This window comes from Candidatus Eremiobacterota bacterium, from assembly GCA_031082125.1.
In the GTDB taxonomy this organism is placed as follows: Bacteria; Vulcanimicrobiota; CADAWZ01; order CADAWZ01; family Ess09-12; genus Ess09-12.
This window is the reverse complement of record JAVHLM010000005.1, coordinates 21081-45496: the sequence shown is the minus strand read 5'-3', so window position 1 is coordinate 45496 and position 24416 is coordinate 21081. Positions and strand designations below refer to the sequence as shown.

The following is a 24416-nucleotide window of genomic DNA, read 5'->3' as shown; positions in this document are numbered from 1 at the left end:
GTGCACCGCCAGCAGTTACCCCCGAGAGATACTCCTGTGCACAAATCTGTACTTTGGCGGCCAAACCCTCTCATTACAAGGTTCCATGGCCTTTGAACATGAAGGGCACCCTCCTGACGGATCTTCCCGTGACAACAGCCACCTCCTCATAAAAATGTTTACAATTCCTCCCTCAATTGTTACCTTCCGATCATCTCCCGGCAATGCCTTTATCCTATACTGAGAAGAGGACCTGCAATCTTGTCCCGCTGCAAAGGCAGTGTTATAATAGAGAGGTGGCACCATGGCGCGCTCGAGAGGTGATGATGGCTGGAAGCTCGTGCTGCAGAATTATTTCAGGGATTTTCTGGAGTTCTTCTTCCCGGAAATCTCACGGGATACCCAGCCTGACCGCTACGAGTTTGTTGACGGGGAGCTGCAGAGCCTTGCAAGGCGGGTCGGCATAGGAAAAAGAATTACCGACAAGCTGGTAAAGGTCTATCTCAGCAATGGCAGCGAGAGATGGCTGCTCGTGCATATCGAGATCCAGGGCAAAGAGGAAAGAGGCTTTGAAGAGCGCCTTTTCATCTACAGCTACCGGATCTATGACCGGCATCGCCGTGGTGTTGCGACACTGGCGGTGCTTGCCGATGGCAGGAGGGACTACAGGCCGGCCTGTTTTGAAATGCAGAACTGGGGCTGCCGGCATCTCTTTGAGTTTCCGTCGGTAAAGCTGCTGGATTATGCCGAAAAGATTCAGGAACTTGAGGAAAGCAGGAACGTATTCGCGATTGTGGTCCTTGCCCATCTGAGATTTCTGGCGACCATGCACAACAAGAGGGAGAGGCTGTTCTGGAAGAGCGCCCTGGTAAAAAGTCTCGATGAGAAAGGATTTGATCATGATGCCCGCGCCGTGCTCTATATCTTTATCGACTGGCTCCTGGTCTTACCAGAGCCCCTTGAGATAGAGTATAATGAAGACATGAAAAGATATGAGAAGGAGAAGAACATGGCTTACGTGACCTCGGCAGAGAGAATCGGGAGAAAGCAGGGCCGCAAGGAAGGCAGGCTTGAAGGCAAGCTGGAAGGCAAGCTTGAAGGCAGGCTTGAAGGCAAGCTGGAAACCGCCTCAAACATGTTCAAGGAGGGCTTCAACAGAGAGACGGTGAAGAAGCTCACGGGCCTCACGGACAAGGAACTGGACAGCCTCACGACAGAGTAACCGGTACCCCGGGCTTCCTCAAAGCGCCGGCACTAAAAGAGAAGATGGCCTGTTGATCCCTGGGGCCAGAGCTGCCTTGTCCTTGGAGCCTCAAAAAGCGGCAGAGCAATTCATATCTGCTGCGGTTGCAAATTCCGGCGCGAATGAACAGCGTGACCGTTTAAGGTTGAACACCCTGACCGCGCCGCATTGAACAGTCCTCCCGCGCCCATTGAACACCTTATAAACCATGCACAGCAGCCGTGGCCGTCGTGCGCGGTGACCGGCAGGATCATGCACCTGGTTTTCATATTGAATACAACCAATTTGTTGGCCATGTCTTTACACAACAAATATGATGTGCTAAACTATAGCAGAAAGGAGATCAGCGATGATCCCTGATTTTACTGACAAAGGCAGAAAAATGGCCACCCCAAAGGCATCATAGCAATCGACCTCGGAGGTGAGTTTCATGATAAGAAATAAAAAGCAGCTTTCTACCGCGAGGATGCAGCTCACCCATATGGAGCAGGCCCGCGCGCAGAGTCAGGGAGAAAGCACTGCCGGCAGGCTCGGTCCAGAAATTTTCAAGGCGATGATAGCCGGTATGGATGCGCAGATTGAGGAGCTCAGACAGGAGATAGCAGAGTATGAGCGGCTTGAAAGAGAACCGGCAATCCTGGTGCGAAGCCTGGAAGACCTCCCTGAAGCGCTCATAAAGGCAAGGATCGCAAGAAGACTTACCCAGAAAGAGCTTGCTGCGATGCTGAGGCTTAAGCCTCAGCAGATCCAGCGTTATGAAAGCACAAGGTATCAGAGCGCTTCTCTGCGAAGAGTGCTTCAGGTGGGAGAGGCTCTCGGGGTGAGGCTTGATGGCGAGCTGCGCGCCACACGGTAAAGAAGAGTGCGCACCGTCACCTGATCCTGCCGGCGCAGCCATTTTTTGAAATTCAGCGGAAAATGTGCTACTATTGAGAGAGAGGCTGCAGCAGAGAGCACAAGCGCGGCTCTCACTGCCGGGGCCACAGGGATTGAAGCAGAAAGCAATAGATAAGGTTATGCCATGAACAGCGAATTACCCGCAAGAGAGGAAATCCCGGAGCATTTCACCTCCGAGCAGCTTATCGTGTCCCAGATATTCCTGATAGAGCGGGCCGATGAGGAGACCGTCAAAGAGAGGATCGCGGAGATTTTCCGTCTTCTTGATCCCCATATTCACGCTCCACTGAGAAGATTCCTGACGTATGGCTCAACAGGAAGCTGGAGAAAGCCGGCATTCATATAGATTTCTCACTCATTAATGACACGGAGGTGCTTCCCATGCTGGAAACAAATATGACGCGGTACAGGGAAAAACTCCTGAAGGAAGGCGTTGAGAAGGGCAGGGCAGAAGTGGCGGCAAGGATGAAGGAGCTCGGCCTCGACAGGGAGCTTATAAAGAAGGCCACCGGCCTCTCCGACAAAGGGCTGGACAGCCTCACAACAGACTAACCGGAACCCTGGGCGTCTTCAAAGCGCCGGCACTAAAGGAAAAGTGGCCTTCAGGCACCAAGGCATGTCGATAACCCCCGGAGCATGCCGCCGGCCCTGGAGGGTTATCCGCAGGCCGACAGGCTCCCCGGGCCTTTGGTCTTTCAGAGTACTTAAAGTCAAGGTCCAGGGTTACACTTATTGGAAAAAAGCAGCGTGACCGTCTAAGGCGGTAAAGAAGCCAGCGGGCCTCGTTACAAAGATCTGGACGGCTTCATCACAAAGTAACCGGTGCCCCTCAGACCGCCTCCTCTCCAGAGAGATGTTCCTGTGCACAAATCTGTACTATGGCGGCCAATCCCTCTTATGACAAGATAACAGGGTCTTCGGACATAGAGAAACCTATGCTTCCCCATAATCCCCCCCTGCATGTAAATGATCGTGATAAAATGATCCATAGAGGCAGATTTTGATCCTGAAAAAATGATCCACCCAGAATGACCTCTAACTTTGCCTTGAGAAATGCTGGGCAAGGAGGAGGAGAAAGGGTGATCGAACTTATGGATTACTTCAAAATCAGGGAAGCACATCATCTTCAAGTCCGTCTTCGGCAGAGACTCGAGCGGGCCGATCCTGGCGGCATGCCTGAACAGCATTCCAGGCGTTACGGGAGAAGAACCCATAAGGGATATTGAGATCCTGAACCCCTTCCGCTATGGCGAAAAGCTCAAGGACAGGGTCGGGATCCTTGACATCGCAGCAAAAGACAGCACAGGCCGCCTCTATCATATTGAGACCCAGGCCGACCATGACAGGATGTTCGTGCAGAGAGTGTCGTGGTACCACGCGAGGATCCATGGGGAGCAGCTCTCCCAGGGCGATGATTTCTCCCTTTTGAGGAAAACCACGTCGGTCCTGGTGACGGTCCAGGCGCTTTTCCCGGACGGTGAAAGAGTCCACAGCAGGTTTGGCAGCCGTGAGTGGGACGACGGCTTCGTTCTCAATGACCTGAGGGAGCTTCATTTCCTGGAGCTTCCGAAGTTTCATGGCGATGATGTGAAGCGCCTATCGTGCTCCCTGGACAGGTGGCTTCACCTTTTGAAATTCGGCGTGAAATATGCTACTATTGAGGTGGAAGTTCCTGCGGAGCTTTTATCAGAGGAGGGGATGGAGATGGCGTTGAATGCCTACAGGAAGTCGCTTGCCGACCGCGAGGTGCTGAACATGCTGCATTTCCGTGAGAAAGCGGAGCTTATGGAGGCGACAAAGCTTGCCCTTGCCCGGGAAGAAGGCAGGGCAGAGGTGGCGGCCAGGATGAAGGAGCTCGGCCTCGACAGGGAGCTCATAAAGAAGGCCACCGGCCTCTCCGACAAAGAGCTGGACAGCCTCACAACAGAGTAACCGGAACCCTGGGCGTCTTCAAAGCGCCGGCACTAAAGGAAAAGTGGCCTTCAGGCCCTTCCAATCCCAATTCTGCCCCGAGAGCCGCTTCGGCGGCGTACTTGCCCGAGGCACAGCATGGGAAAAAATGTCCCCTGATCACCTGCCTGACTGTGTTGTACAACTCACCTGATATAAAATTCTGCATATGCAAAAATATATGCGGAACATATGAGATATTTCTCTCAGTGCCCGTGGAGAGTAAACCTGAAAAGGCTTTTTGAGCTCATAATCAGCACTTACCGAAGCCACTTGACTTTTATCACAGATTGCCTTACAATTATTTATAGTAAGGAGGATAGCGTATGCCCTATGTAAAAGTAACTGCGAAACGGCAAGTGACATTCTCTAAAGCTATTTTTGAAAAAATGGGAATCCAGCAAGGCGATCTGCTTGAAGTAAATATAAGGAACAATGAGGTCATAGAGCTTAAAGCAGCTCCTAAAACTCTGAGAAATCTGAGAGGAAGCGCGAAAGTGACTGCACCTCAGGATTTTAAAAAAATCAGGGAATATGTGCTGGACGAAGTAGCAGAGGAGGCCGGGCTTGAAGGAACGGATCATTGACACCAATATCATTCTCAGGTATCTGACCGATGATATCGAAGAACAGGCAAAAAAATGCGAAAATCTTTTCAGAAGAGTCTCAGAAGGAAAAGAGACAATAGAGCTACCCCTGCTGGTAATAGCTGAAGTGGTGTGGACGATGACCAGGTATTATAAACAGCCCAGAAAGGAAGTGGTGGAAAATCTGAGCATAATGCTCACTACCCCGTGTATAAAAGTGAGGGACAAGAAACTTGTTCTTGATGCACTGGAATTATATATTGACAAAAACGTGAGCTTCACCGACGCATATCTTGCAACAGCCTGCATTTACGCTCAAAAAGGAATCTATTCCTTTGACGAAGATTTCGATAATATCGGCATTGACAGAAGCGAGCCATTTTAACTGAGTGCATGAGCTTCTTTCTCTTCCGAGAGTAAAAGTATATGCGCGGGCTGTCCGGGAGAAACTGTGTGAAGCTCGGCAACACCGGCAGATAAAAACACGCCCCTCTGAGAAGACAAGGACCATTGACCACCTCTTCCCTGCTCTGCTACAATAAAGACATGGATACCGAAAAATTTCACGACCGCGGCTACAAGGCGCTCTTTTCACACCCCCGGCTGGTGGAGGAGCTGATTCGCTCCTTTGTCAAAGAGGATTTTGTCGAGGACATTGACTTCTCTACGATCTCAAGGTCATTCACATCCTTTGTCACGGAAGAATTCAAAGAGCGGGAAACTGATATCATCTGGCAGGTGAAAGCAAAAGAGAGCACTCTCTATTTTTACCTGCTCATAGAGTTTCAGTCCACCGTTGATCGTTATATGATACTTCGCCTTCTCTCTTACACAGCTCTGTTCTATCTCGAGCTTATCAAGGATGAGAAAGTGAAAAATCGGGGGCGCCTGCCCGCCGTGTTCCCTCTGCTTCTATACAGTGGCAATGATCCCTGGGATGCGCCGATGTCGGTGGCGGAGCTGATAGAGCTCCCCGCCCGTTTCCCCGGGGCCTTGCTGCCTTCATTCAGCTGCCACAAGATTGTAGAACGCGATTTTCCCCCGGAGGCTCTGAAAGAGATGGACAACATCGTGTCGCGGCTTTTTCTTATAGAGACGGCCGAAACATCAGACCTCACGGAAGTGATAGCAGAGGCAGTGGAGTTCCTGAAGAAGTCTGTTGACCCGGAGCTCCAGCGGACCTTTGGTCTGTGGATCAGGAAGCTTTTTAAAAAAAGGACCAACAGAGATATTGAGATCGATCTGACCACAATGAGCGGACAGGAGGTAAGGACCATGCTGGAAACAAATCTGCAGCGCTTTGAAGAAGAAGCCATGAAGCGCGGAGAGCAGAAGGGCCGGCTTGAAGGCCGGCTTGAGACTGCCGTGAACATGTTCAATGCCGGCTTCGACAGGGAGACGGTGAAAAAGCTCACAGGCCTCATTGACAAGGAATTGGAAAGCATTGAATCATCGCGTCAGTGATATTGAGAAGTCCTGTCAATGAGCGGACAGGAGGTAAGGACCATGCTGGAAACAAATCTGCAGCGCTTTGAAGAAGAAGCCATGATGAAAGGCCGGCAGGAGGGAAGACTGGAAGGCAAACAGGAAGAGAGATCAAAAGTGGCAGCCCGTCTCAAGAGCCTGGGTTTAAACAGGGAGACCATCAAGAAAGCCACCGCCCTCTCCGATACAGAACTGGACAGCATTGAGAGAGAGTAGCCGCAGCCAGGGCCTGCTCGAAAAAGTCATCTCCGTGCCGGTGATGAGGTATAAAGTGGCCTGACCCGGCTCTTATCAGCATCACATCTGCAGAGAAAGGCGAAGAAACACCCCGTGCCCTTTGAAACCGACTTCTACCCCGAGAGCCGCTTCGGCGGCTTCACCGATATTGATGGCACCGTCATCTTTTACACCCGAGTCAACTCCCTCCTCGATGAAAACGCAGTGGTGATAGACTATGGCTGCGGGAGGGGAGCCTATGGAGAAGACCCGGTGAAGGCAAGAAGAGCCCTGCGAATCCTGAAAGGCAAAGCGAAAAGGGTCATGGGCCTCGATGTGAGCGAGCAAGGCTCACAAAACCCTTATTTAGACGAGTTCCACCAGATAAGCCCCAGCAAAGCCCCATGGCCTATCAGCGATAACGAAGCAGACTTGTGTATTTGCGACTCGGTGCTCGAGCACATGGAAAACCCCGAGTACTTCTTCAATGAAGCCTCACGGACTTTGAAAGCGGGAGGGCACCTCTGCATAAGGACACCAAACAGGTGGAGCTATATCGGCATTGCCTCAAGACTCCTCCCCAACAGGTATCATGCAAAGGTGGCAGCAAAGGTTCAGGAGGGAAGAAAAGAAGAGGATGTGTTCCCCACGCTCTACCGTTGCAACAGTATGGGGGCTCTTAAAAAAATGCTGAAAAAAAAGGGGTTTGAAGGGGTAGTGTATGGTTACGAGGCAGAGCCTCAGTATATGGCCTTTTCAAAAGCAGCGTACTTCCTGGGCACCCTCCATCAGAAGTACGCCCCCTCGTGTCTCAAGCTCGCCCTCTTCGCCTTCGCGAAGAAAATCACCGGCGACGGGCAAAATGGAGGGTAACTTTTTATAATTCTTTTATCTTTTTTAGATCAAGCACCATATTCATCAGAGCTCTGCCCTTATATTCACTGCTTTGGTTCTCCACAAAGCCGAATTTCCTGTAAAACGCATCTTCGACAGTGAAATCCAATTTTGAAAATCAAAACCGCATAACCATGCGAAAATTTTCTTGCAAATTGCAAAATTTTCGAAAAATGTAGTGCCAATAAATTACACAACATATTGACAATTGTGATGGAATTTGTTAATATGTGAGTGCTATGTTTATACGAGTGAAGAAAGTGACCAGCGGAAGAAAACAATACGACTACCTCCAGATCTGTGAAACCAGCAGAGAGGACAAGAAAGTGCGCCAGAAGGTAATCGCCACCCTGGGCACAATGGATGAGCTCGTCCCCAGCGGACAGCTTGACCGCTTTGTGGAAAGTATGGCGAAGTTCAGCCAGAACCTGCAGGTCCTCAACCTTCACCAGGAGGGCGCTCTCTCTGCGGAATGGTCGAAATCGTGGGGTCCTTCTCTCATATTCAGAAGGCTGTGGGAACAGCTTCAGATACCAGAAATCATCAAGGCCGCTCTCACAGAAAGAGCATTTCAGTTTGATGTGGAGAAGACGCTTTTTGCCATCGCGCTTCAGCGCCTTGTGAAACCGGGAAGCGATCTCCTCGGGAGCTCGTGGGTGAAGCGTGCCATCTATGGCGAAGGACTTGAGAATATCGGGCTCCAGCACTTTTACCGCGCGCTTGGCTTCCTTGCGGGGAAGAAAGAATACGTGGAGGATCAGCTTTTTGAGCGCCGGCGCCATATGCTCATCAACGAAGTGGATATCGTATTCTTCGACACAAGCACGCTCTACTTCGAAGGGAAAGGCCCGAAGAACTTTGCAAAGAGAGGGTTTTCCAAAGATGGCCACGCACAGGACAACCAGATAGTCTTTGGAGTGGTAATGAGCCGCGAGGGCACCCCTCTTTCCTGTATGTGGTGGCCAGGCAACACTGCTGATGTGGAAACCATACGCGATGTGGCATCTTCCCTGAAAAAACGATTTTACGTAAAAGACGTGGTGCTGGTGTGTGACCGGGGTATGGTGAGTGCGAAAAACCTCAAGCGATTCACGGCACTCGGCTTCAAGTATATCGTCGGGATGAAGATGAGAAAGACCAGACACGTCAAAACGAAAGTGATGGGCAAACGTGGGAGATACCTCGAAGTCCGGGAAAATCTCCGAGTAAAAGAGGTGTCCTATCGGCATCAGCGCTATGTCCTCTGCTACAACCCCCAGGAAGCCGAACGCGACAAAAAGAAGCGGGAGGCCATTCTTGATGATCTCCGGGAGAAGCTGGCAGGTGGCGAAGCAAGAAGCCTCATAGGCAACAAGGGCTATCGCGCATATCTCTCTGTCGAGAGGGAAGCGTTGCATATCGATGAGTTGAAGGTACAGCGGGAAGCGAGGTATGACGGGAAATATGTGCTTCGCACGAATACCGATCTTCCCAAAGAGAAAGTTGCCCTCACCTACAAGGGCCTTCAGGATGTAGAAGCGCTTTTCAGGGATCTCAAGGATATTCTTGAGGCCCGCCCTTTCTTTCACCGGAAAGAAGATATGGTGAAGGCACATCTTTTCAGCTGCTTCCTGGCGCTTCAGCTTATGGTAGAGCTGAAAAAGAGACTGGAGTCGGAGTCGGTGAGTATTCCCTGGAAGGAGATAATTCTCAGGCTTGAGCAGATTTCCGCAGTGAAGGTCAACGTGGGGGACAGTGAATTTCTGCTGCGCACGGAGTTTCCTCCTGGTGTGAACGACATATTCCGGGCGGCAGGCGTCCGCCCCCCTCCCCGGGCTCAGCTCATTTCTCCTCAGAAAGCCTGTTCTCATAAGATTTCTGGGGAATCTCCGGGGTATACCCAATTGAAGCTTGTGTAGTGGCAATGAATTATATTCAACGCTCAATCACGCATGAACTAAGGCTTTCAAAAAAGTGACTGTCGAAGATGCGTAAAAATCGACCGATTGCGCTTTGGAATCTACGAAAACAAAGCGAAAGCCTACTATATCGGAGAGCCGATACGCGATAGAATAGACATGCATCATCATAGCCCTTCCGATGCCGTTACCTCGGTATTCTTCGTGAACTCCCATTCTTGCCAGCAGCAAGGCCGGAATCCTTATTTTCACCCCTGGACCGAAGATCTCTTCTCTGTTCTCATGCGACAGGCTTATCCCTCCCATGGACAAGGCGAAATACCCGGCGATAATATCTTTATGAAGGGCAAGAGCGACCCTTGTCAATCCTTGCTTATGGTAAAAAAGGGCATATTCTTTCAGGAAGCTCTCGATCTCCTTTGAGTCTGAAGTTTCTGCGCACTTGAAAGCTCCAAGATCTCGGGCTGGAGATATTTGTTCAAATTCCAGCTCTTCCAGGTTAAATGAAACACTCATTGAGGCTTTCGTATGGGGTGCTTCTGGGCATATTCATCGGCCTTTTTCATAAAATCCTGAAGTTCAGGATCGAGCCCGGCATCTTCCATCCTATTCAATAATGCGGTTGACTCTTCTTTCCCCAGTTCCACTTCAAACCTGAAGGGGGGGGATGCAAGGCACCCGAGAAGTTTTCTAAGCTTCTCTTCGGCATCTCTATCATCCCTGGCCCCGAGCTTCTTCTTAAGAGACTCCAGAGCTTTCAGCGCCTTCTTGCCTTTGTTCTTTACCAAGGTCATGCTATTTCACCTTTCCGGCACAGACTTCTCTTTCTGTCTTTATTATATCAGAGTTTTTCCCTTTTTAAAGGAAAAACTCTGAATCCCCGCCATTACAGCACTTTTGCTATTGACAACATTACGAGATAGCGATATCTTTTGAGTATGAGTAAAGAGCCTTCGCACATACTGAGTCTCACCGAGCTGATAGACTGCGTGAACTCCACACTTGACCGGCTCGACTTTATCGAGCTTGTAGTTCTGAGATATTACCTTTTTGAAGAGCTGAGACTTTCCGAGATCTCTGAGAGATTAAAGATCCCCGTGTCTCAAGTGAAGAAAATTCTGGCGAAGAGCTTTGCCATTCTGAGATCGCATATAGGGGAGAAGTACTCACGGGAGGATATCATCTCCCTGTTGGAGTCTTTTTAAGCGCATCTACGTCGAATCAAAGCGCTTCACTCTGGTGATTCACCGGTCCAGAAAGAGACGGCACCATAATTCTATGCATATCAGCGAGAAGATAGTATAGGCTCCGTCAATGCGCCCCTCCCTTGTCTCTTTAAGAAGCCTGGATACACCAGTATAATCAAAGAGATCCCTTTTCTGAAGTGAGCTCTCTGAGAGATACCCGTCAATATAAAAGGAGAGGCCCTCCTTCATCCAGAGGCGCACAGGGGCGAAAAAGCCTGACTTGGGACGGTAGATGACTTCAGGGGGAAGGACACCTTCCATAGCCTTTTTAAAAATCCACTTCCCTGTCCTTCCGTGCTGCTTGAAACGCACAGGGAGCGAGGCGGCAAAAGAAACAAGCTCAGGGTCCAGTAGCGGCACCCGCACTTCAACGCCTGAAGCCATGCTCATCTTGTCGGTATAGTTCAGGTTGTGATCGGCAAGAAAGTGCTTCCCCTCGAGATAGAGCATCCTGTTGAGAGGCGCAATGCCTGGAGGAAGAGCTGCCAGGCTTGCAAGAAGCGGCTCCGAGGGGTCAACCCTTCCAAGGGAATTCCTCACGTCGGCACTCAGGATACGGGAAGCTACAGAGGGAGCAGTCCAGTAGAAGTAGCTCACGAGGCGCTCATCATCATCAAGATGGGCATACTCGAGAGCCTTTATGCAGCGGCGCTTGAGAGGGCCGCGGAGAGGAAGGGCCCCGGGAAGGGCACGGAGGCCATACCTTAAGGCGGAAGGAAGCCTCCTCCAGTAACGCTCCTGCATCAGGGCAAAGTGGCGGCGGTATCCCGTGAAGATGTCATCGCCTCCCGCACCGGAGAGGACCACCTTGATGCCATGCTGTCTCGCAAGCTCGCTGATAAAGAGAACATGGAGCGCCGCAGGGTCCGCCTGGGGCTCGTCGAGGTGCCAGATCATTTCTTCAAGGCGCGAGAGCATAGAGCTTTCAACTTTCACTACGTTGAGGCTGACTCCCAGCTCCCCGGCTACTTTTTTTGCATAGGGAAGGTCGTCGGCAAAGCCCTCCTTCTCCATCTCGCCTTCATTACAGGCGATGGTAAAGCACTGAATGGGCTTATCCCTGATGAAGCGCCTCGCCATGGCCACGACGGCGCTTGAGTCAAGACCGCCTGACAGGAAAGCGCCTACAGGCACATCGGAGACGAGCTGCCGCTCCACTGCCTGCGAAACAAGCTCCCTGCATTTTTGCACAGCGGAAGCCTCATCAAGAGGCTTCACCCTTTGCTGATAGGGCAGGTCATAAAACTGCCACTTCTTCTCGACTTTCCCCTCTTTCACCAGAAGCCCATGGCCGGGCTCAAGCTTTTTCACCGCAGCAAGAAGAGTCCTGGGCGCCGGGCACCAGAGGTAGGTGAGGTAAGAGATGAGGGCTTCATAGTCGAGAGCGCGTGAAAGCGAGGGCTCGGCAAGAAGGGCCTTTATCTCACTTGCGAAGAGAAAGCCCAACTCTGTCTCGGCATAATAGAGGGGTTTAACACCCACCCCGTCACGGGCGAGGAAAAGCCGCTTTTTTTCACGGTCCCAGAGGGCAAAGGCAAATATGCCATTGAGCTTTTTGAGCATATCCTCGCCATCACGGAGATAAAGGGCAAGAAGCACTTCGGTATCGGAGTGGCTTCTGAAGGGATACCCTCCTGTAAGAAGCTCCGTGCGAAGCTCCCGGTAATTATAGAGCTCGCCATTATAGATGATGACGGCCTTCCCGTCAGTGCTCTCCATGGGCTGGTGCCCTGCAGGGGAAAGATCAATAATTGAGAGGCGCCTGTGGGCAAACCCGAGTCCTGCCTCCCTGTCATAAAGCTCGCCGCAGTCATCAGGCCCCCGGTGGGCGATACGGGCGCTCATTCTCTCAAGGAGCGAGGGCTCAAAGCCCCCGAGAAATCCCGCTATCCCGCACATGGAACACTCCTTCCACAAGAGCTTGTCTTATGCAACTGAGGTATGAACGTATCACCGGCGCAGATTATTGAACAATCCCCGCCTTTCTCAAGACCCCGTTCATAAAAACCTTCAGACTGTGAGATCTGTTCCGCTCCAGATCAACATGGGGCGCGATGTTCCTTGCCCATTCGCACTTCATTTCACCTATGCGGGGGTATCCTTCTCTTTTGAGGGCACTGGAGCCTCCTGGATAGAGCGCATCTGCAAGCCTCTCCCATGTATTTTCCACTGCATCCGGCATGCAGCCCTCTATGGCATTCAGCCTGGCATCAGGATAGGCTTCCTTTACCGCATCGGGATCACCAAGATACCATGCCTCAATTTCTTCTATGGCAAACCTGAAGAGGGTATCGGGCCTGGGCACACACTCGTCAAGGAGCGCGACGAGCTCCCTCTTGAATGCCCTGCAGTCCCTCTGATCGAGATCAACCACGACAACCACAACTGCATTGTATGTTGATAAGCTTTTTCCATAGCCCCTCAGAATACCGGGGAGGCGACTGAGAAGTATTCGCTTTCTGGGATCTGAGCCGTGGCGGAGGTTTCGCGGAATGCTTCCAAGCCCCTTATACGAGTGGATGGTATAGGTATGGCCTGTTGCTTCCGGAGTGAGGATCTTCTTAAGAAGCGCCTCAAGGGCGATGGCCCCTGACCGGTCTTCGACGAGCACTTCGAAATGCATCAGGCCCTCGCGTCGAAATAGTCCGAGTACCAAAGCCCTCCAAGAGGCAGGCCCTCGCTCACGAGGCTGCATACCAGGGGGTCATCGGCAGCCCTTTTTATCCGGGCAAAGCCATCGAGGCCCTTTTCCAGTATCCATGTCTCTTCAGGCCTGAGCGCATTGATGAAATAGGGCTGATGGGTGGTGACAAGAATCTGGGGAGGGTTGTTTTTCCCCGTGGTATGGGCCCTGAACTCCGCCGCGAGCACCTCGAGAAGCTTGTGATAAAGTCCGTTCTCGGGCTCCTCGATGCCTATGAAGGGAGGGGGCTGGGGATCTTCGAGCATGAGCATGTAGGCAAGGAGCTTGAGCGTTCCGTCAGACATCTGGTTCGCGTAGAAGGGATCCTTGAAGCCTTTCTCATTAAAGCACAGCAGAAGCCTTCCGTCATCGGAGCGCTTTGTCTTGATGGAATCAACGCCCGGTATCTTACCTGCAACACGGTGCAGCAGATCTCCAAACCTTTCTTTGTGTTCTTTTTCCATATACTGCACTACATTTCCCAGGTTATCGCCGCGGGCGTTAAGACGCCTCTGCGGGCCTGCCTTGGGAAGACCCTTCGCGGCATCGGGGATAAAATAGCTCAGGTACCAGCCTTTAAGGAAATCTCTGAAGCGGGAGATGCGGGGATGATCCTTGATTACCCCGTAAACCGCTATACCAAGCTGGCTTTTGTCGGTAAGACTCACCTCCACCTTCTCGCCGGCAAAAACCTCCTCGCCGGTCCAGGCGAAACCCTTCCCTTCATTCAGCGAGAAAAAGGTGCTGGATGAGTTGTTGCCGCTCTGCCTGAGGCACTCCTCCAGGACGTAAGGCCTGTCTTTTTCGTCGGCTGCAATTGACAGCTCATAAGTAATCGGCTGGCTCTCGGGAGTTTCCCGGTAGCAGAGCTCGAACCTTATAGAGCCTTCTACTCCTGAAGATACAAGGCGCTCAAAGCCGCCCCTGCTGCGAAGGCTGCAGGCTTCCTCGACTCCTGAGGCAAGCGAGTCTGAGAGAAATCCGAAGGTATCGAAAAGCGTGCTTTTCCCCGTGCCGTTCTTCCCTATCACCGCAAGAAAGGGGGTAAGAGGCGGCTCATGTGAGTGCTCATCAAGCCTCCCCATCGTGATTTTCTTAAGCACGCGGAAATTCTCTATCCTGAATCCCTCAATGAGCGCCAGAGCTTTTCACCTCCTCCTTCTTATTATCAGCCTTAAGCGCGTTTCCAGCTTCAATATTACGTTTTCCTATGGCGGTTTCCTCTTGCCCACTCGTCTCCAAATTTCACATTGTATACAGCTTCAACATAGTCACGGCAGAGGAATTTCACCGTGATTCCCGCCGAGGAGAGCGCATCTTTCCATCCCCACCACTTGCTGTCTGTCGCTTCGAGGATTGGCGGCCCTGGCCTGCTCTGCGACATCCCCCATCTCATCACCGAAGAAATGCTCCGGCCAGTTGAGAATGGTACCGAATTCATCAATCCTGAGCGGATCAAGATGCGGTGGGGCTCCTGATACATCAGCGAAATATGCCCGGACTTTCCCGCTCTCCACCGTGCCTTCAGCGACTCTTCTCTGGAGACGCCTGAGAAAATGCTCGGAGTGTGTCTCCATAACGAGCTGAATATTCCTTTCAACCTTATCTTCGCGGGAGCTTATCACCTCAATCATCACATCGGCCAGGGCAGACTGGGCGGAAGGATGAAGATGGAGCTCCGGCTGCTCCATGATGATAATGGAGCCACGGGGCGCATAAAAGCACTGCACAAGCACAGGAAGCACCTGGGATATTCCGAAACCCACATCGGGAAGCTCGACGGTGTCTCCAGCCCCTCCCGTGCTTATCTTCACCTCGTATTCCTGCCTCTTTTTCGATATGGAGGAAACTTTGAAGCTCTTAATAAGGCCCATGTCCTTGAGCTTCTCGGCAATGACCTGCTCAAATGCCTTTTCCGGACCGTTCTTTCCAATCCCTATCCAGCGGTTTTTCGCTGAAAGGATCGCCGAAACGGTATGTTCCCCGTTAAAGCCCACTCCTTCAGGCTCATTCCCCGCCCAGGTATAGAGGCGCTCCGCCCTGGTCCTCAGGGGGCCGAGGTAAAATATTGAACGAAAGAGCTTTTCCTGAAGCAGGTTAAGCTCCTGGACGAATTCCGCATTGAGGAAGGAGGCCGCCACTTCGTCGGGAAAACCGTAGAACCTGACCGGCGGCCCCATTTTGCCGGAGCGCCCTTCTTTGGGCTGCAAGATATATTCGCTGGCCTTCACCTCATATCCATCATCGGAATAGGGAAGGCGCTCCATGCCTATTGCCAATACTTTTGATCCGTCATCACGCTGAAGATTATAGTGAAAACGCTCCACAAAGATCGATGAGTGCTTCTGCTCGTTGATGCCCACTGATGCCTCGAAGGAAAGCCGGTCTCCATGGTGCTGTTTCCCTGAAAAAGAGTCCTTGATGGCAAGGCCTTCCGGGAGATCCCAGAGGTACTCAAAGGAAATTCTTTGTGAAGGGTCCCTGCGATAGACCATCTGCTGGAATGTGCCGGGCTGCACCGCTGATTTCCTGTCACCCGGGGAAAGCACCATTTTCCTGTCAGCAGACTCGGCCGTCTGCTTGAGCATCATAAGGAACTGCCCGATGCTCGACTTTCCCGAGCTGTTGACACCGAAAAGCAGGGTGAGGGGCGCCAGTTCGAGAGCGCCGGTGTCCTGCCATCCTTTGAAATTTAGAATTCTCAGTGTGCGGAGCATCTCTCACCACCCCTGTTCGTCTGGTACTCTGGATATTTCATGAAAGCCTGCTATTATCCTTCTCCTGCGATACAGCACCTCATTTATGCTCCCTGCCTGAAGCCGCCTCTTTCAATATCTTGACAGTCTTTTCCGCAGTGACATCCCATGAAAACTCCATTGAGCGGAGCTGCGCCTTATCCGCCAAGGCAGTCCTCTCTTCTTCATCAAGCGTGAGGGCTCTTTCCAGCACCTCCGAGAGGCACCCCGTATCCCCCGCAGGATAATAAAGGGCGTTATCCTGAAAAAACTCCGGCATGGGGGGGTTCTCCGTGGAGATGATGAGGCACCCGTGGGCCATCGCCTCGAGGGCGATGTTGGGGCAGGCCTCGAAGCGGCTCATCATCAGAAAGGATTGGCAATTCTTATAACACCAGGCCATCTCATCGCTCGTGAGCCTCCCTGCCCACAGGACCCGGGAGGAAATACCCTGAGTTTCAGCATACTGCATGAGTTTTTTCCGGTAACCTTCCATGTCACGGCGCGCTTCGCCGGCAATGACAAGATTCAAAGTGGAAAGATCACCAGCAGCATTGTCCGCAAAGACCCCGAGTATGTCATCGAGCCCCCTGAAAGGAGCAATAGAGCCGGCAGTGAAAAGGAACCTCCCTTTCCATTCAGGAGGGATGGCCAGGGGCTTCTTTTCGCTCCCTCCGGGATGAGCTTCAACACCGAAATAGATCAATGAAAGCTTCTCCTCAGGGACCTGCCACTTCTTTTGAATAAGCTCACCGGCATATCCAGAGATGACGATGACATGGTCAGCCTTTTGCACAGCCACTCCTGTCTCAAAACGCTCTGCGGCATACACCAGGCTCTGTCCGAGGTGCCTGTCGTGAAGGCGCGACACGAGAGGCCAGGTGTTCTGCACCATCACCACGGTGGGAACCCTATTATATCGGATATAGCGGGCAAGGGGGACAAAGACGACATCGGGGGAAAAGTCATCGAGGGCTTTTCGAAGCGATGGCTCGGGCCTGTGGCGCATAACCTGGAAGGGAAGGCAGTCGATGCAATGGAGCTTCGGCAGACTCTCCAGGCTTTCGTGAATATCTAGGCCCGGTGGTGAGGTGCACAGCACCCCCTCTACGTCAGGATGACGGGCAAGCCGCGGGATGACAGAGAGGAGGTACTTGCGGTACCCACCGCTTATCCCGCCGCGGGTCTTGTTAAGGACGGCTATTTTCAACGCTTGATTTTATTATATTTTTATAATTGCTCAAACGCATCTTCGACAGTGAAATCCAATTTTGACGCATCTTCGACAGTGAAATCCAATTTTGAAAATCAAAACCGCATAACCATGCGAAAATTTTCTTGCAAATTGCAAAATTTTCGAAAAATGTAGTGCCAATAAATTACACAACATATTGACAATTGTGATGGAATTTGTTAATATGTGAGTGCTATGTTTATACGAGTGAAGAAAGTGACCAGCGGAAGAAAACAATACGACTACCTCCAGATCTGTGAAACCAGCAGAGAGGACAAGAAAGTGCGCCAGAAGGTAATCGCCACCCTGGGCACAATGGATGAGCTCGTCCCCAGCGGACAGCTTGACCGCTTTGTGGAAAGTATGGCGAAGTTCAGCCAGAACCTGCAGGTCCTCAACCTTCACCAGGAGGGCGCTCTCTCTGCGGAATGGTCGAAATCGTGGGGTCCTTCTCTCATATTCAGAAGGCTGTGGGAACAGCTTCAGATACCAGAAATCATCAAGGCCGCTCTCACAGAAAGAGCATTTCAGTTTGATGTGGAGAAGACGCTTTTTGCCATCGCGCTTCAGCGCCTTGTGAAACCGGGAAGCGATCTCCTCGGGAGCTCGTGGGTGAAGCGTGCCATCTATGGCGAAGGACTTGAGAATATCGGGCTCCAGCACTTTTACCGCGCGCTTGGCTTCCTTGCGGGGAAGAAAGAATACGTGGAGGATCAGCTTTTTGAGCGCCGGCGCCATATGCTCATCAACGAAGTGGATATCGTATTCTTCGACACAAGCACGCTCTACTTCGAAGGGAAAGGCCCGAAGAACTTTGCAAAGAGAGGGTTTTCCAAAGATGGCCACGCACAGGACAACCAGATAGTCTTTGGAGTGGTAATGAGCCGCGAGGGCACCCCTCTTTCCTGTATGTGGTGGCCAGGCAACACTGCTGATGTGGAAACCATACGCGATGTGGCATCTTCCCTGAAAAAACGATTTTACGTAAAAGACGTGGTGCTGGTGTGTGACCGGGGTATGGTGAGTGCGAAAAACCTCAAGCGATTCACGGCACTCGGCTTCAAGTATATCGTCGGGATGAAGATGAGAAAGACCAGACACGTCAAAACGAAAGTGATGGGCAAACGTGGGAGATACCTCGAAGTCCGGGAAAATCTCCGAGTAAAAGAGGTGTCCTATCGGCATCAGCGCTATGTCCTCTGCTACAACCCCCAGGAAGCCGAACGCGACAAAAAGAAGCGGGAGGCCATTCTTGATGATCTCCGGGAGAAGCTGGCAGGTGGCGAAGCAAGAAGCCTCATAGGCAACAAGGGCTATCGCGCATATCTCTCTGTCGAGAGGGAAGCGTTGCATATCGATGAGTTGAAGGTACAGCGGGAAGCGAGGTATGACGGGAAATATGTGCTTCGCACGAATACCGATCTTCCCAAAGAGAAAGTTGCCCTCACCTACAAGGGCCTTCAGGATGTAGAAGCGCTTTTCAGGGATCTCAAGGATATTCTTGAGGCCCGCCCTTTCTTTCACCGGAAAGAAGATATGGTGAAGGCACATCTTTTCAGCTGCTTCCTGGCGCTTCAGCTTATGGTAGAGCTGAAAAAGAGACTGGAGTCGGAGTCGGTGAGTATTCCCTGGAAGGAGATAATTCTCAGGCTTGAGCAGATTTCCGCAGTGAAGGTCAACGTGGGGGACAGTGAATTTCTGCTGCGCACGGAGTTTCCTCCTGGTGTGAACGACATATTCCGGGCGGCAGGCGTCCGCCCCCCTCCCCGGGCTCAGCTCATTTCTCCTCAGAAAGCCTGTTCTCATAAGATTTCTGGGGAATCTCCGGGGTATACCCAATTGAAGCTTGTGTAGTGGCAATGAATTATATTCAACGCTCAATCACGCATGAACTAAGGCTTTCAAAAAAGTGACTGTCGAAGATGCGTCAAATGATGATTTTATGACTTTCGAAAAGCACTATGTTATAGATAACAAGAAGCTTCCGCATGATTATGAGGTTTTCGTTTTTATCTTGATTTTGTTGTCGAATTTACTTCAAACATAAGTTCAATCATTATTTCATAGTGCCCCATATTTCAATTTGACGCGCACAAAGATATCCGAGAAATGTGGAACAAATCAAGTCATCAATAATGCCTACCAGATTATTTTTTGATATCAACCGCAATTCTGGGTGAAAGAGGCCTTCTGAATAACTTTTCTTCACTGAGAATAAGTTATTAAATTCTTCTTCAACTTCTCTGTCATAACGCTGGAAAAACATTCCACTGCTCAGTATTCCCTTTTTATGGTATTTCCTTCTCAAGATACTATAAATAAGTTCAATAAGAGGGACGCTTCGAATCCAGGCAATATAGAATCTGCAGAGAGGCTTCCCTATCCTTTTCATCTCATTCAAAGTTCTTTTTCGTTTATCTTGTGGCAAATGCTGCATTACCTGAACACTCCAGATAAAATCTGCCATATGAGATATGATAGGAAGATGCAAAATGTCACTCTGAAGACACAAAACATTTGGATACCTATCAAAAGGCATTAACTTCCTGGCGACCAGAAGGTTATTAAGAGAGAAGTCCACAAGAAGAAACCTGAACCGGGAGTTTTCTCGAGCCGCTTCGACCCAATGCCAGCCAAAACCGCAGCCGAGATCAATCAAAAGCGATTCATCTCCCGATGAATGCTTAAGCATCCGCATTATAGAATTCACTTTTTTTTTCATCACAAAATTTGAATGATGATTCTTCGCCTCATCCACGGCATTGTCAACATCTGATTCCAAGAAAGTCATCGCTACATTATCCCTTATAGCATGCTCCAGTTCCTGCCCATTACTCGTTTCGATTGTTCTTTTCACCTTCATAATTCCATCTGAATACCCGATTACCGATAATTCACTATCCTGTTCTTTTTGAAAAAGCTTCTGCCATAATATTTCAGTTTCTTCTGAACCGGCACTTGACATCCCATCAGACTTCATTTCAGAATTCTTGCCTCCATAATCAACCTATTATCGCTCTTTCAACGATATTGCATCATGATAAAACTGAATGATGCCCAGACTAAAGAAAAACAATGGATAGATTGATTTTCTTAAAAGGACTGGGCTATGCAACATTGTTAACAAAAGCATTGAAAGAACTATACCTGCGAACAGCGTGATATAATAATCATCTCCATTGAGTCGGCTCAGGCACTTCCCCCATTGCCACATTGAGATGAAGCAGAGAGAATAGAATATCATTGCCCCAATCAAACCATACTGCCCCATAATTTGAAGAACATAAAAATCTTCGCAAGAAAAATAATGGGAATTTATAAGACTGGTCATGCCTACTCCGAAAGGAAAAGCCCAGGGATAATGGCAGAAATTGGAGATAAACCGTTCTACTTCAATAAAGAATAATTTCACAATATTCATATTTGGTCCGGTATCGTATTTTCCCTGAGTAATAAGTAAAACATAGTTATTAACAAGATAATCTTTGACAGACGGATAATATAGAGAAAGACTCACACACCAGACCAATAAAATCAAAATCGACAAAATAAATAGCGCCACAAGGTTTCTGATCTTTTCCTTTAATTGTGATTTTTTATACACTGCAACAATCATCACAAATAACGCTATTAAGGTAAGAGCCAATGCGATTCTCCCTCCAGAAACAAATAAGGCAAGAAAATTCAAAATTATAAGTAGTAAGGCAGGCTTCCAATCTCTTATAAAATATATAATCACGCTGGCAAGTAAACCAATTCCGATATAAAGAGCTGAAGCGTGTAAATGCTCCAGTATTCCGGAAGGGCGCATTTTATAGCTCATATAATGCCCTATTTCCCCTCCGCTTCCTAAATTTTGCATGTATTCATAACTCCTCATCTGATAGGGAGGAATTACTCCGCATATTCTTAAGCTGAAATTCTCATAAAGTAGTTCCGTTGACACGATAGATGAGGTTATACAGAGAATAAAAATGATTGATATTAAATCCCGAGGACTCAATTCTCTCGATACATATACATAGATGAGCATAGTTATGAAATATCGCGTGGCAATGCTCATCGCGGAGACGAAGCCAACAAAATAGACTTCTACTGGAATGGAGATAAAAGTCACTCCTGCGATAAAGAGAAGAGATTTATCCACAAAGGTAAGTTTTCTATGTGTACTCACATTTTTATATTTGTTAATTATATTGACAAGAGGAAGCAAAAGGAACAGAGAAGGGAGTAATGCCATATATTTATTCATAGTAATTACCTGAATAACATAGATGAATGGAATTATTACGAAATACAGCTTTATACATAATGCAGTGAGATTGTTGTCTGTGAAAATCTTTGATTTGATGATATTCATAACATTCAGAAACCTATATATTCTCCAGCCAACTTATACTCCATACCTCCAACGCCACGCTTGAATCTTGTGATATGGGGTGTGGATTTTTCATCCAGTCCACCTAAATCAAGCCATTTGCATCCTCTTCGTTTCATTTCTACTATTGCATTCCATAAGAGATAATTATTGGCGTGAATTGCGCGACCTTCTGGTCCATTCCATCCTAAAAGGTAAGTGCATGTGAGCCCATGCTTTATCATTACAATACCCGCAGCAGGTAAATTATTATTCAAAGCAATCAACATTACGAAATCATCTTTTTGGACCATCTTTTCCCGCAGACTTCTTAATAGTTCATCAGATGGTCCTTGATAGCGTTTCTCCTTCATGAGGATATTATGGTTTGTCAACAGCCATTCAAAGTCTTCAGAGGAATAACTTATTTTAAGAACAATGCCTGATCTCTCGGATGCGGCAAGCTGGTTCCGCCATTTTCCTTTTAAAGAGGAGCGAAGCTCTTTTTCCTCTCTACTGAGGTCAAGAAGCGAGGAATGCCATACATTTTCTCTTAATCGTATATAATTTAGAAGCGTTAACATAACTCCACTTTCGGGTTCATCATAAAGTTCGGGCACTATGAGAAGAAAAGCTCCTTTAAAGACTGGCCACTTCTTTAATACCATAAATACGCCATAAAGATCAAAATGAGTAATATTTGCATCGATCATAAGTGGCCCCCGGTTTATCCTTATTAAGGTGCCGATTAAGGGTATTTTTTTCTGCAAAGCCTGGAAAATTGCAATGCTTTGTTTTCCTCTCTTGATAATACCTCGGAGAACTTTCCATTTCTCACATTCTGCCTTTGCCTCACCATAAGCCCAACTTTGCGTAAGGCTTGTATGCTCCATCCCTTCGAGAAAAGAATTCCATTCCTCCTGAGATACTTCATAATTGTCAATACTATATTCATTATGAAATGATCCAATTTTATGTTTTACAATTCTCCCATAAGAGTTAAGATAATCCTGCATTGATACTGTCTGATGGACAGGAAAGGTGACTACGGTATTGCGAAGCATTAGTGCGACACGATGAAAATCTGGCTCTGACTTTACTTGGCAAGGCAAATAGGGCCAGAATTGGACAATGCCTCCACTTCGATTGATTGCTTCAAATTTTATTTTTGCTGCTTTCTTATCGGGACACACAAATGGAGAAATATAAGGAATCAATTCCGAAGAAGGGTTCATTACAAAAAGGGGCTTCACATTGTCTTCAATATTAAGTATAGCATCAATAACCCTTTTGTTAAGCCTTCTTTTCTCTGCCATCTCTGACAGACGTCCAGCGTAACGTTTCAGTAATTTTTTACTGATAATGCTTATGGCCGGTGTTATGGGGAATGCCTCAATCTGTGCATCATCATCAAAGGTTTGAGCTTTTCTGAGCGCTCCCGCAAGAGCCGCTGGCAACATTTTTTGAATTCCGCGCTTTATAAGCCACTTCAATGGAGACGGTGATGATATCGAGAGCATATTTATTGTTCTTTTCATTATTTCAAGCGCCATGGTGATATCCTGGTTAACGAAGTATTGTGACTTTGAACAGAGCAAGAGAAGGGAGCCATCAGGCAGTGCCAGATTTTTGTAGAGACTGTAGAAAACAAAATCACCTGTCATCCCAATCCCCTGTGTGGGAAGCATGACATGAGCACAGTCTTCAACAAGGAGTGCCCCTGATAAATCACAGAATGCCCTTGCTTCCTTACTCTCTGATGGATGGCCAAAATAATGGACCAGAATAAAAATATCAGGCTTTGCAGTAATTTTCTTACATGCATCCCAATCAGGGTGCAGCCTTTCATTAATTGGATAAAAGAACACCTGTTGCGTTTTTTGGAAAACAGCCCATAAAGGCTCAACACAGAAGTAATCTGGGAACCAGACGATAGGTTCTTTCTTTTTATTGTATTCCTCCCACCAGAGTATTATGGCATGAAGAGCCCAGGCTGACCTGGAAAACCAATATGGATAATCACCCTTCTTTCGCCAAGGAGAAGAAAGAGTTTGATCATCTCCAGTTGATGTAAATACCAAAGAGAGGAAATCACTCCATTCCGGCAAAGGTGCTGCTGTCAGCATAAACAGTTATGTTTCAATTGTTTCCCCCATGGAATCTAAATACTTTCTCTTATGAGAATAATACCATGAAAGTCCCCCATCTATTATAAAGCGCATATAGGGTGCAGAGTCCTCAATAGAAAGAGATTCTCTTCTCAGTAAATATCTTACAATCTTAGGATGATTTTCGCCCCTTACTCCAGAAAATGCATAGAGATAGTGCTTTTGAGCACATAGCGCTGCTTCCGTATTGATACTTTTAAAGTCCCCAAATGGATACGCAAAATTCTTTATCTCCACGCCAAGTTTCTTATGCAAAATTGCTCTCGAACCAACGATTTCTTCTTCCAATTCACTAGCGCGAGTGATTTCAGAAAGACGCCGATGTGATTTTGTGTGAGATCCTATCGTATGTCCATTTTCAAGAAGTATTTCAAGATCGGACCATGAAAGCGGTGAAAGATAATCCGGAATATCCTCTGATGATATTTTTCCCTCAAATATTTTTTGTGCAACAAATTCTTTTTGATCATTTCTTGCATTACAATCAAGAAAATCTGTTGTCACAAAAAACAGGGCTTTAATTCCCAGGGGATCAAGGATCTGTTCGGCGATACTCCTGTTTGACTTGAAACCATCATCGAAAGTGAGCAAAATGTTTTCACCATGAATGGGAATCAATCCACTCATCATTTGCTCAAACTCAACAATATCAATGAAATTATAAATTCTATGCGCCAACGTAATATGAGATCTAAATGTATCATGGAAATGCGGCGGGATATCGTGATAAAGAAGGACTTTAAGAAATCCTTTGGGCCCGGCAGAAAAAAGATGAAATTTTTTCCTTATGAAGCGGGGTATGAAATAAAAAAAGCCAAGCAAATTTCGCATCCTTGGCATCAT

24 protein-coding genes are annotated in these 24416 nt (G+C 48.7%); 13 read left to right on the top strand and 11 right to left on the bottom strand.

What is annotated here, in order from left to right; all coding sequences use genetic code 11:
* Window positions 1-283 precede the first annotated feature (283 nt).
* From RDV48_07110 to RDV48_07060, 11 genes are all read left to right on the top strand, one after another.
* Window positions 284-1201: a cytosolic protein gene (locus RDV48_07110; protein MDQ7822550.1), complete on the top strand. Its 918-nt coding sequence runs from the start codon at window positions 284-286 to the stop codon at window positions 1199-1201.
* 451 nt (window positions 1202-1652) lie between these two features.
* Entirely contained in the window at window positions 1653-2078 is a 426-nt protein-coding gene (locus RDV48_07105; GenBank protein MDQ7822549.1) for a helix-turn-helix transcriptional regulator, read from the top strand.
* Window positions 2079-2243: 165 nt separating this feature from the next.
* Window positions 2244-2465 carry a hypothetical protein gene (locus RDV48_07100; protein ID MDQ7822548.1) on the top strand — a complete coding sequence of 74 codons (222 nt, stop codon included), beginning with the start codon at window positions 2244-2246 and terminating at the stop codon, window positions 2463-2465.
* A gap of 35 nt (window positions 2466-2500) precedes the next feature.
* The gene (locus tag RDV48_07095) at window positions 2501-2671 is read left to right on the top strand and encodes a hypothetical protein (protein MDQ7822547.1); all 171 of its coding nucleotides are present in this window, start codon (window positions 2501-2503) and stop codon (window positions 2669-2671) included.
* 543 nt (window positions 2672-3214) lie between these two features.
* On the top strand, window positions 3215-4051 hold the full coding sequence (locus RDV48_07090) for an Rpn family recombination-promoting nuclease/putative transposase (GenBank protein MDQ7822546.1): 837 nt from the start codon (window positions 3215-3217) through the stop codon (window positions 4049-4051).
* 344 nt (window positions 4052-4395) lie between these two features.
* A complete protein-coding gene (locus RDV48_07085; GenBank protein ID MDQ7822545.1) occupies window positions 4396-4656 on the top strand; it encodes an AbrB/MazE/SpoVT family DNA-binding domain-containing protein in 261 nt (86 codons plus the stop codon).
* Window positions 4637-5041 (top strand): PIN domain-containing protein, encoded by a 405-nt coding sequence (locus RDV48_07080; protein MDQ7822544.1) that lies wholly within the window; start codon window positions 4637-4639, stop codon window positions 5039-5041. Before RDV48_07085 ends, RDV48_07080 begins: the two co-directional genes overlap by 20 nt.
* A gap of 125 nt (window positions 5042-5166) precedes the next feature.
* Window positions 5167-6120, top strand: coding sequence for an Rpn family recombination-promoting nuclease/putative transposase (locus RDV48_07075; GenBank protein MDQ7822543.1), 954 nt, complete (start codon window positions 5167-5169; stop codon window positions 6118-6120).
* 18 nt (window positions 6121-6138) lie between these two features.
* Window positions 6139-6357, top strand: coding sequence for a hypothetical protein (locus RDV48_07070; protein MDQ7822542.1), 219 nt, complete (start codon window positions 6139-6141; stop codon window positions 6355-6357).
* A 114-nt stretch (window positions 6358-6471) separates the two neighbouring features.
* Window positions 6472-7230, top strand: a complete 759-nt coding sequence (locus RDV48_07065; protein ID MDQ7822541.1) for a methyltransferase domain-containing protein — start codon at window positions 6472-6474, stop codon at window positions 7228-7230.
* A gap of 260 nt (window positions 7231-7490) precedes the next feature.
* On the top strand, window positions 7491-9149 hold the full coding sequence (locus tag RDV48_07060; protein MDQ7822540.1) for an IS1634 family transposase: 1659 nt from the start codon (window positions 7491-7493) through the stop codon (window positions 9147-9149).
* A gap of 27 nt (window positions 9150-9176) precedes the next feature.
* Here RDV48_07060 and RDV48_07055 read toward each other — a convergent pair whose 3' ends face one another.
* Together RDV48_07055 and RDV48_07050 are read right to left on the bottom strand one after the other, a co-directional pair.
* Window positions 9177-9665, bottom strand: coding sequence for a GNAT family N-acetyltransferase (locus RDV48_07055; GenBank protein MDQ7822539.1), 489 nt, complete (start codon window positions 9663-9665; stop codon window positions 9177-9179).
* Entirely contained in the window at window positions 9662-9943 is a 282-nt protein-coding gene (locus RDV48_07050; GenBank protein MDQ7822538.1) for a hypothetical protein, read from the bottom strand. Before RDV48_07050 ends, RDV48_07055 begins: the two co-directional genes overlap by 4 nt.
* A 144-nt stretch (window positions 9944-10087) precedes the next feature.
* On the opposite strand from RDV48_07050, the gene RDV48_07045 reads away from it, so the two are divergent.
* Window positions 10088-10354, top strand: a complete 267-nt coding sequence (locus RDV48_07045; GenBank protein MDQ7822537.1) for a sigma factor-like helix-turn-helix DNA-binding protein — start codon at window positions 10088-10090, stop codon at window positions 10352-10354.
* A 39-nt stretch (window positions 10355-10393) separates the two neighbouring features.
* Here the strand turns inward: RDV48_07045 and asnB are convergent, their stop codons facing one another.
* The 5 genes from asnB to RDV48_07020 all read right to left on the bottom strand — a co-directional run bounded on the left by asnB (window position 10394) and on the right by RDV48_07020 (window position 17024).
* Window positions 10394-12295 (bottom strand): asparagine synthase (glutamine-hydrolyzing), encoded by a 1902-nt coding sequence (gene asnB / locus RDV48_07040; protein ID MDQ7822536.1) that lies wholly within the window; start codon window positions 12293-12295, stop codon window positions 10394-10396.
* A 64-nt stretch (window positions 12296-12359) separates the two neighbouring features.
* Window positions 12360-13091, bottom strand: coding sequence for a DUF4276 family protein (locus RDV48_07035; protein ID MDQ7822535.1), 732 nt, complete (start codon window positions 13089-13091; stop codon window positions 12360-12362).
* Window positions 13019-14221, bottom strand: coding sequence for an AAA family ATPase (locus RDV48_07030; protein ID MDQ7822534.1), 1203 nt, complete (start codon window positions 14219-14221; stop codon window positions 13019-13021). The genes RDV48_07035 and RDV48_07030 overlap by 73 nt, the downstream gene beginning before the upstream one ends.
* A gap of 129 nt (window positions 14222-14350) precedes the next feature.
* On the bottom strand, window positions 14351-15796 hold the full coding sequence (locus RDV48_07025) for a DUF3696 domain-containing protein (protein MDQ7822533.1): 1446 nt from the start codon (window positions 15794-15796) through the stop codon (window positions 14351-14353).
* A 79-nt stretch (window positions 15797-15875) separates the two neighbouring features.
* Window positions 15876-17024: a glycosyltransferase gene (locus RDV48_07020; protein MDQ7822532.1), complete on the bottom strand. Its 1149-nt coding sequence runs from the start codon at window positions 17022-17024 to the stop codon at window positions 15876-15878.
* A 219-nt stretch (window positions 17025-17243) separates the two neighbouring features.
* Between RDV48_07020 and RDV48_07015 the strand changes: the two genes are divergently transcribed.
* Window positions 17244-18902, top strand: coding sequence for an IS1634 family transposase (locus RDV48_07015; protein ID MDQ7822531.1), 1659 nt, complete (start codon window positions 17244-17246; stop codon window positions 18900-18902).
* A gap of 202 nt (window positions 18903-19104) precedes the next feature.
* On the opposite strand, the gene RDV48_07010 is transcribed toward RDV48_07015, so the two are convergent.
* The 4 genes from RDV48_07010 to RDV48_06995 all read right to left on the bottom strand — a co-directional run bounded on the left by RDV48_07010 (window position 19105) and on the right by RDV48_06995 (window position 24416).
* A complete protein-coding gene (locus tag RDV48_07010) occupies window positions 19105-20028 on the bottom strand; it encodes a class I SAM-dependent methyltransferase (protein MDQ7822530.1) in 924 nt (307 codons plus the stop codon).
* 30 nt (window positions 20029-20058) lie between these two features.
* Entirely contained in the window at window positions 20059-20910 is an 852-nt protein-coding gene (locus tag RDV48_07005; GenBank protein MDQ7822529.1) for a hypothetical protein, read from the bottom strand.
* A 503-nt stretch (window positions 20911-21413) separates the two neighbouring features.
* Window positions 21414-23531, bottom strand: a complete 2118-nt coding sequence (locus tag RDV48_07000; GenBank protein MDQ7822528.1) for a peptidoglycan bridge formation glycyltransferase FemA/FemB family protein — start codon at window positions 23529-23531, stop codon at window positions 21414-21416.
* 6 nt (window positions 23532-23537) lie between these two features.
* Window positions 23538-24416, bottom strand: a complete 879-nt coding sequence (locus tag RDV48_06995; protein ID MDQ7822527.1) for a polysaccharide deacetylase family protein — start codon at window positions 24414-24416, stop codon at window positions 23538-23540.

What these genes read in the sequence shown, in the direction of transcription:
- RDV48_07110 (MDQ7822550.1), top strand. Translation starts at nt 284, where the DNA reads ATGGCGCGCTCGAGAGGTGATGATGGCTGGAAGCTCGTGCTGCAGAAT.
- RDV48_07105 (MDQ7822549.1), top strand. Translation starts at nt 1,653, where the DNA reads ATGATAAGAAATAAAAAGCAGCTTTCTACCGCGAGGATGCAGCTCACC.
- RDV48_07100 (MDQ7822548.1), top strand. Translation starts at nt 2,244, where the DNA reads ATGAACAGCGAATTACCCGCAAGAGAGGAAATCCCGGAGCATTTCACC.
- RDV48_07095 (MDQ7822547.1), top strand. Translation starts at nt 2,501, where the DNA reads ATGCTGGAAACAAATATGACGCGGTACAGGGAAAAACTCCTGAAGGAA.
- RDV48_07085 (MDQ7822545.1), top strand. Translation starts at nt 4,396, where the DNA reads ATGCCCTATGTAAAAGTAACTGCGAAACGGCAAGTGACATTCTCTAAA.
- RDV48_07070 (MDQ7822542.1), top strand. Translation starts at nt 6,139, where the DNA reads ATGAGCGGACAGGAGGTAAGGACCATGCTGGAAACAAATCTGCAGCGC.
- RDV48_07060 (MDQ7822540.1), top strand. Translation starts at nt 7,491, where the DNA reads ATGTTTATACGAGTGAAGAAAGTGACCAGCGGAAGAAAACAATACGAC.
- RDV48_07055 (MDQ7822539.1), bottom strand. Translation starts at nt 9,665, where the DNA reads ATGAGTGTTTCATTTAACCTGGAAGAGCTGGAATTTGAACAAATATCT.
- RDV48_07050 (MDQ7822538.1), bottom strand. Translation starts at nt 9,943, where the DNA reads ATGACCTTGGTAAAGAACAAAGGCAAGAAGGCGCTGAAAGCTCTGGAG.
- RDV48_07045 (MDQ7822537.1), top strand. Translation starts at nt 10,088, where the DNA reads ATGAGTAAAGAGCCTTCGCACATACTGAGTCTCACCGAGCTGATAGAC.
- asnB (MDQ7822536.1), bottom strand. Translation starts at nt 12,295, where the DNA reads ATGTGCGGGATAGCGGGATTTCTCGGGGGCTTTGAGCCCTCGCTCCTT.
- RDV48_07035 (MDQ7822535.1), bottom strand. Translation starts at nt 13,091, where the DNA reads ATGCAGCCTCGTGAGCGAGGGCCTGCCTCTTGGAGGGCTTTGGTACTC.
- RDV48_07025 (MDQ7822533.1), bottom strand. Translation starts at nt 15,796, where the DNA reads ATGCTCCGCACACTGAGAATTCTAAATTTCAAAGGATGGCAGGACACC.
- RDV48_07015 (MDQ7822531.1), top strand. Translation starts at nt 17,244, where the DNA reads ATGTTTATACGAGTGAAGAAAGTGACCAGCGGAAGAAAACAATACGAC.
- RDV48_07010 (MDQ7822530.1), bottom strand. Translation starts at nt 20,028, where the DNA reads ATGAAGTCTGATGGGATGTCAAGTGCCGGTTCAGAAGAAACTGAAATA.
- RDV48_07005 (MDQ7822529.1), bottom strand. Translation starts at nt 20,910, where the DNA reads ATGCAAAATTTAGGAAGCGGAGGGGAAATAGGGCATTATATGAGCTAT.
- RDV48_07000 (MDQ7822528.1), bottom strand. Translation starts at nt 23,531, where the DNA reads ATGCTGACAGCAGCACCTTTGCCGGAATGGAGTGATTTCCTCTCTTTG.
- RDV48_06995 (MDQ7822527.1), bottom strand. Translation starts at nt 24,416, where the DNA reads ATGATGCCAAGGATGCGAAATTTGCTTGGCTTTTTTTATTTCATACCC.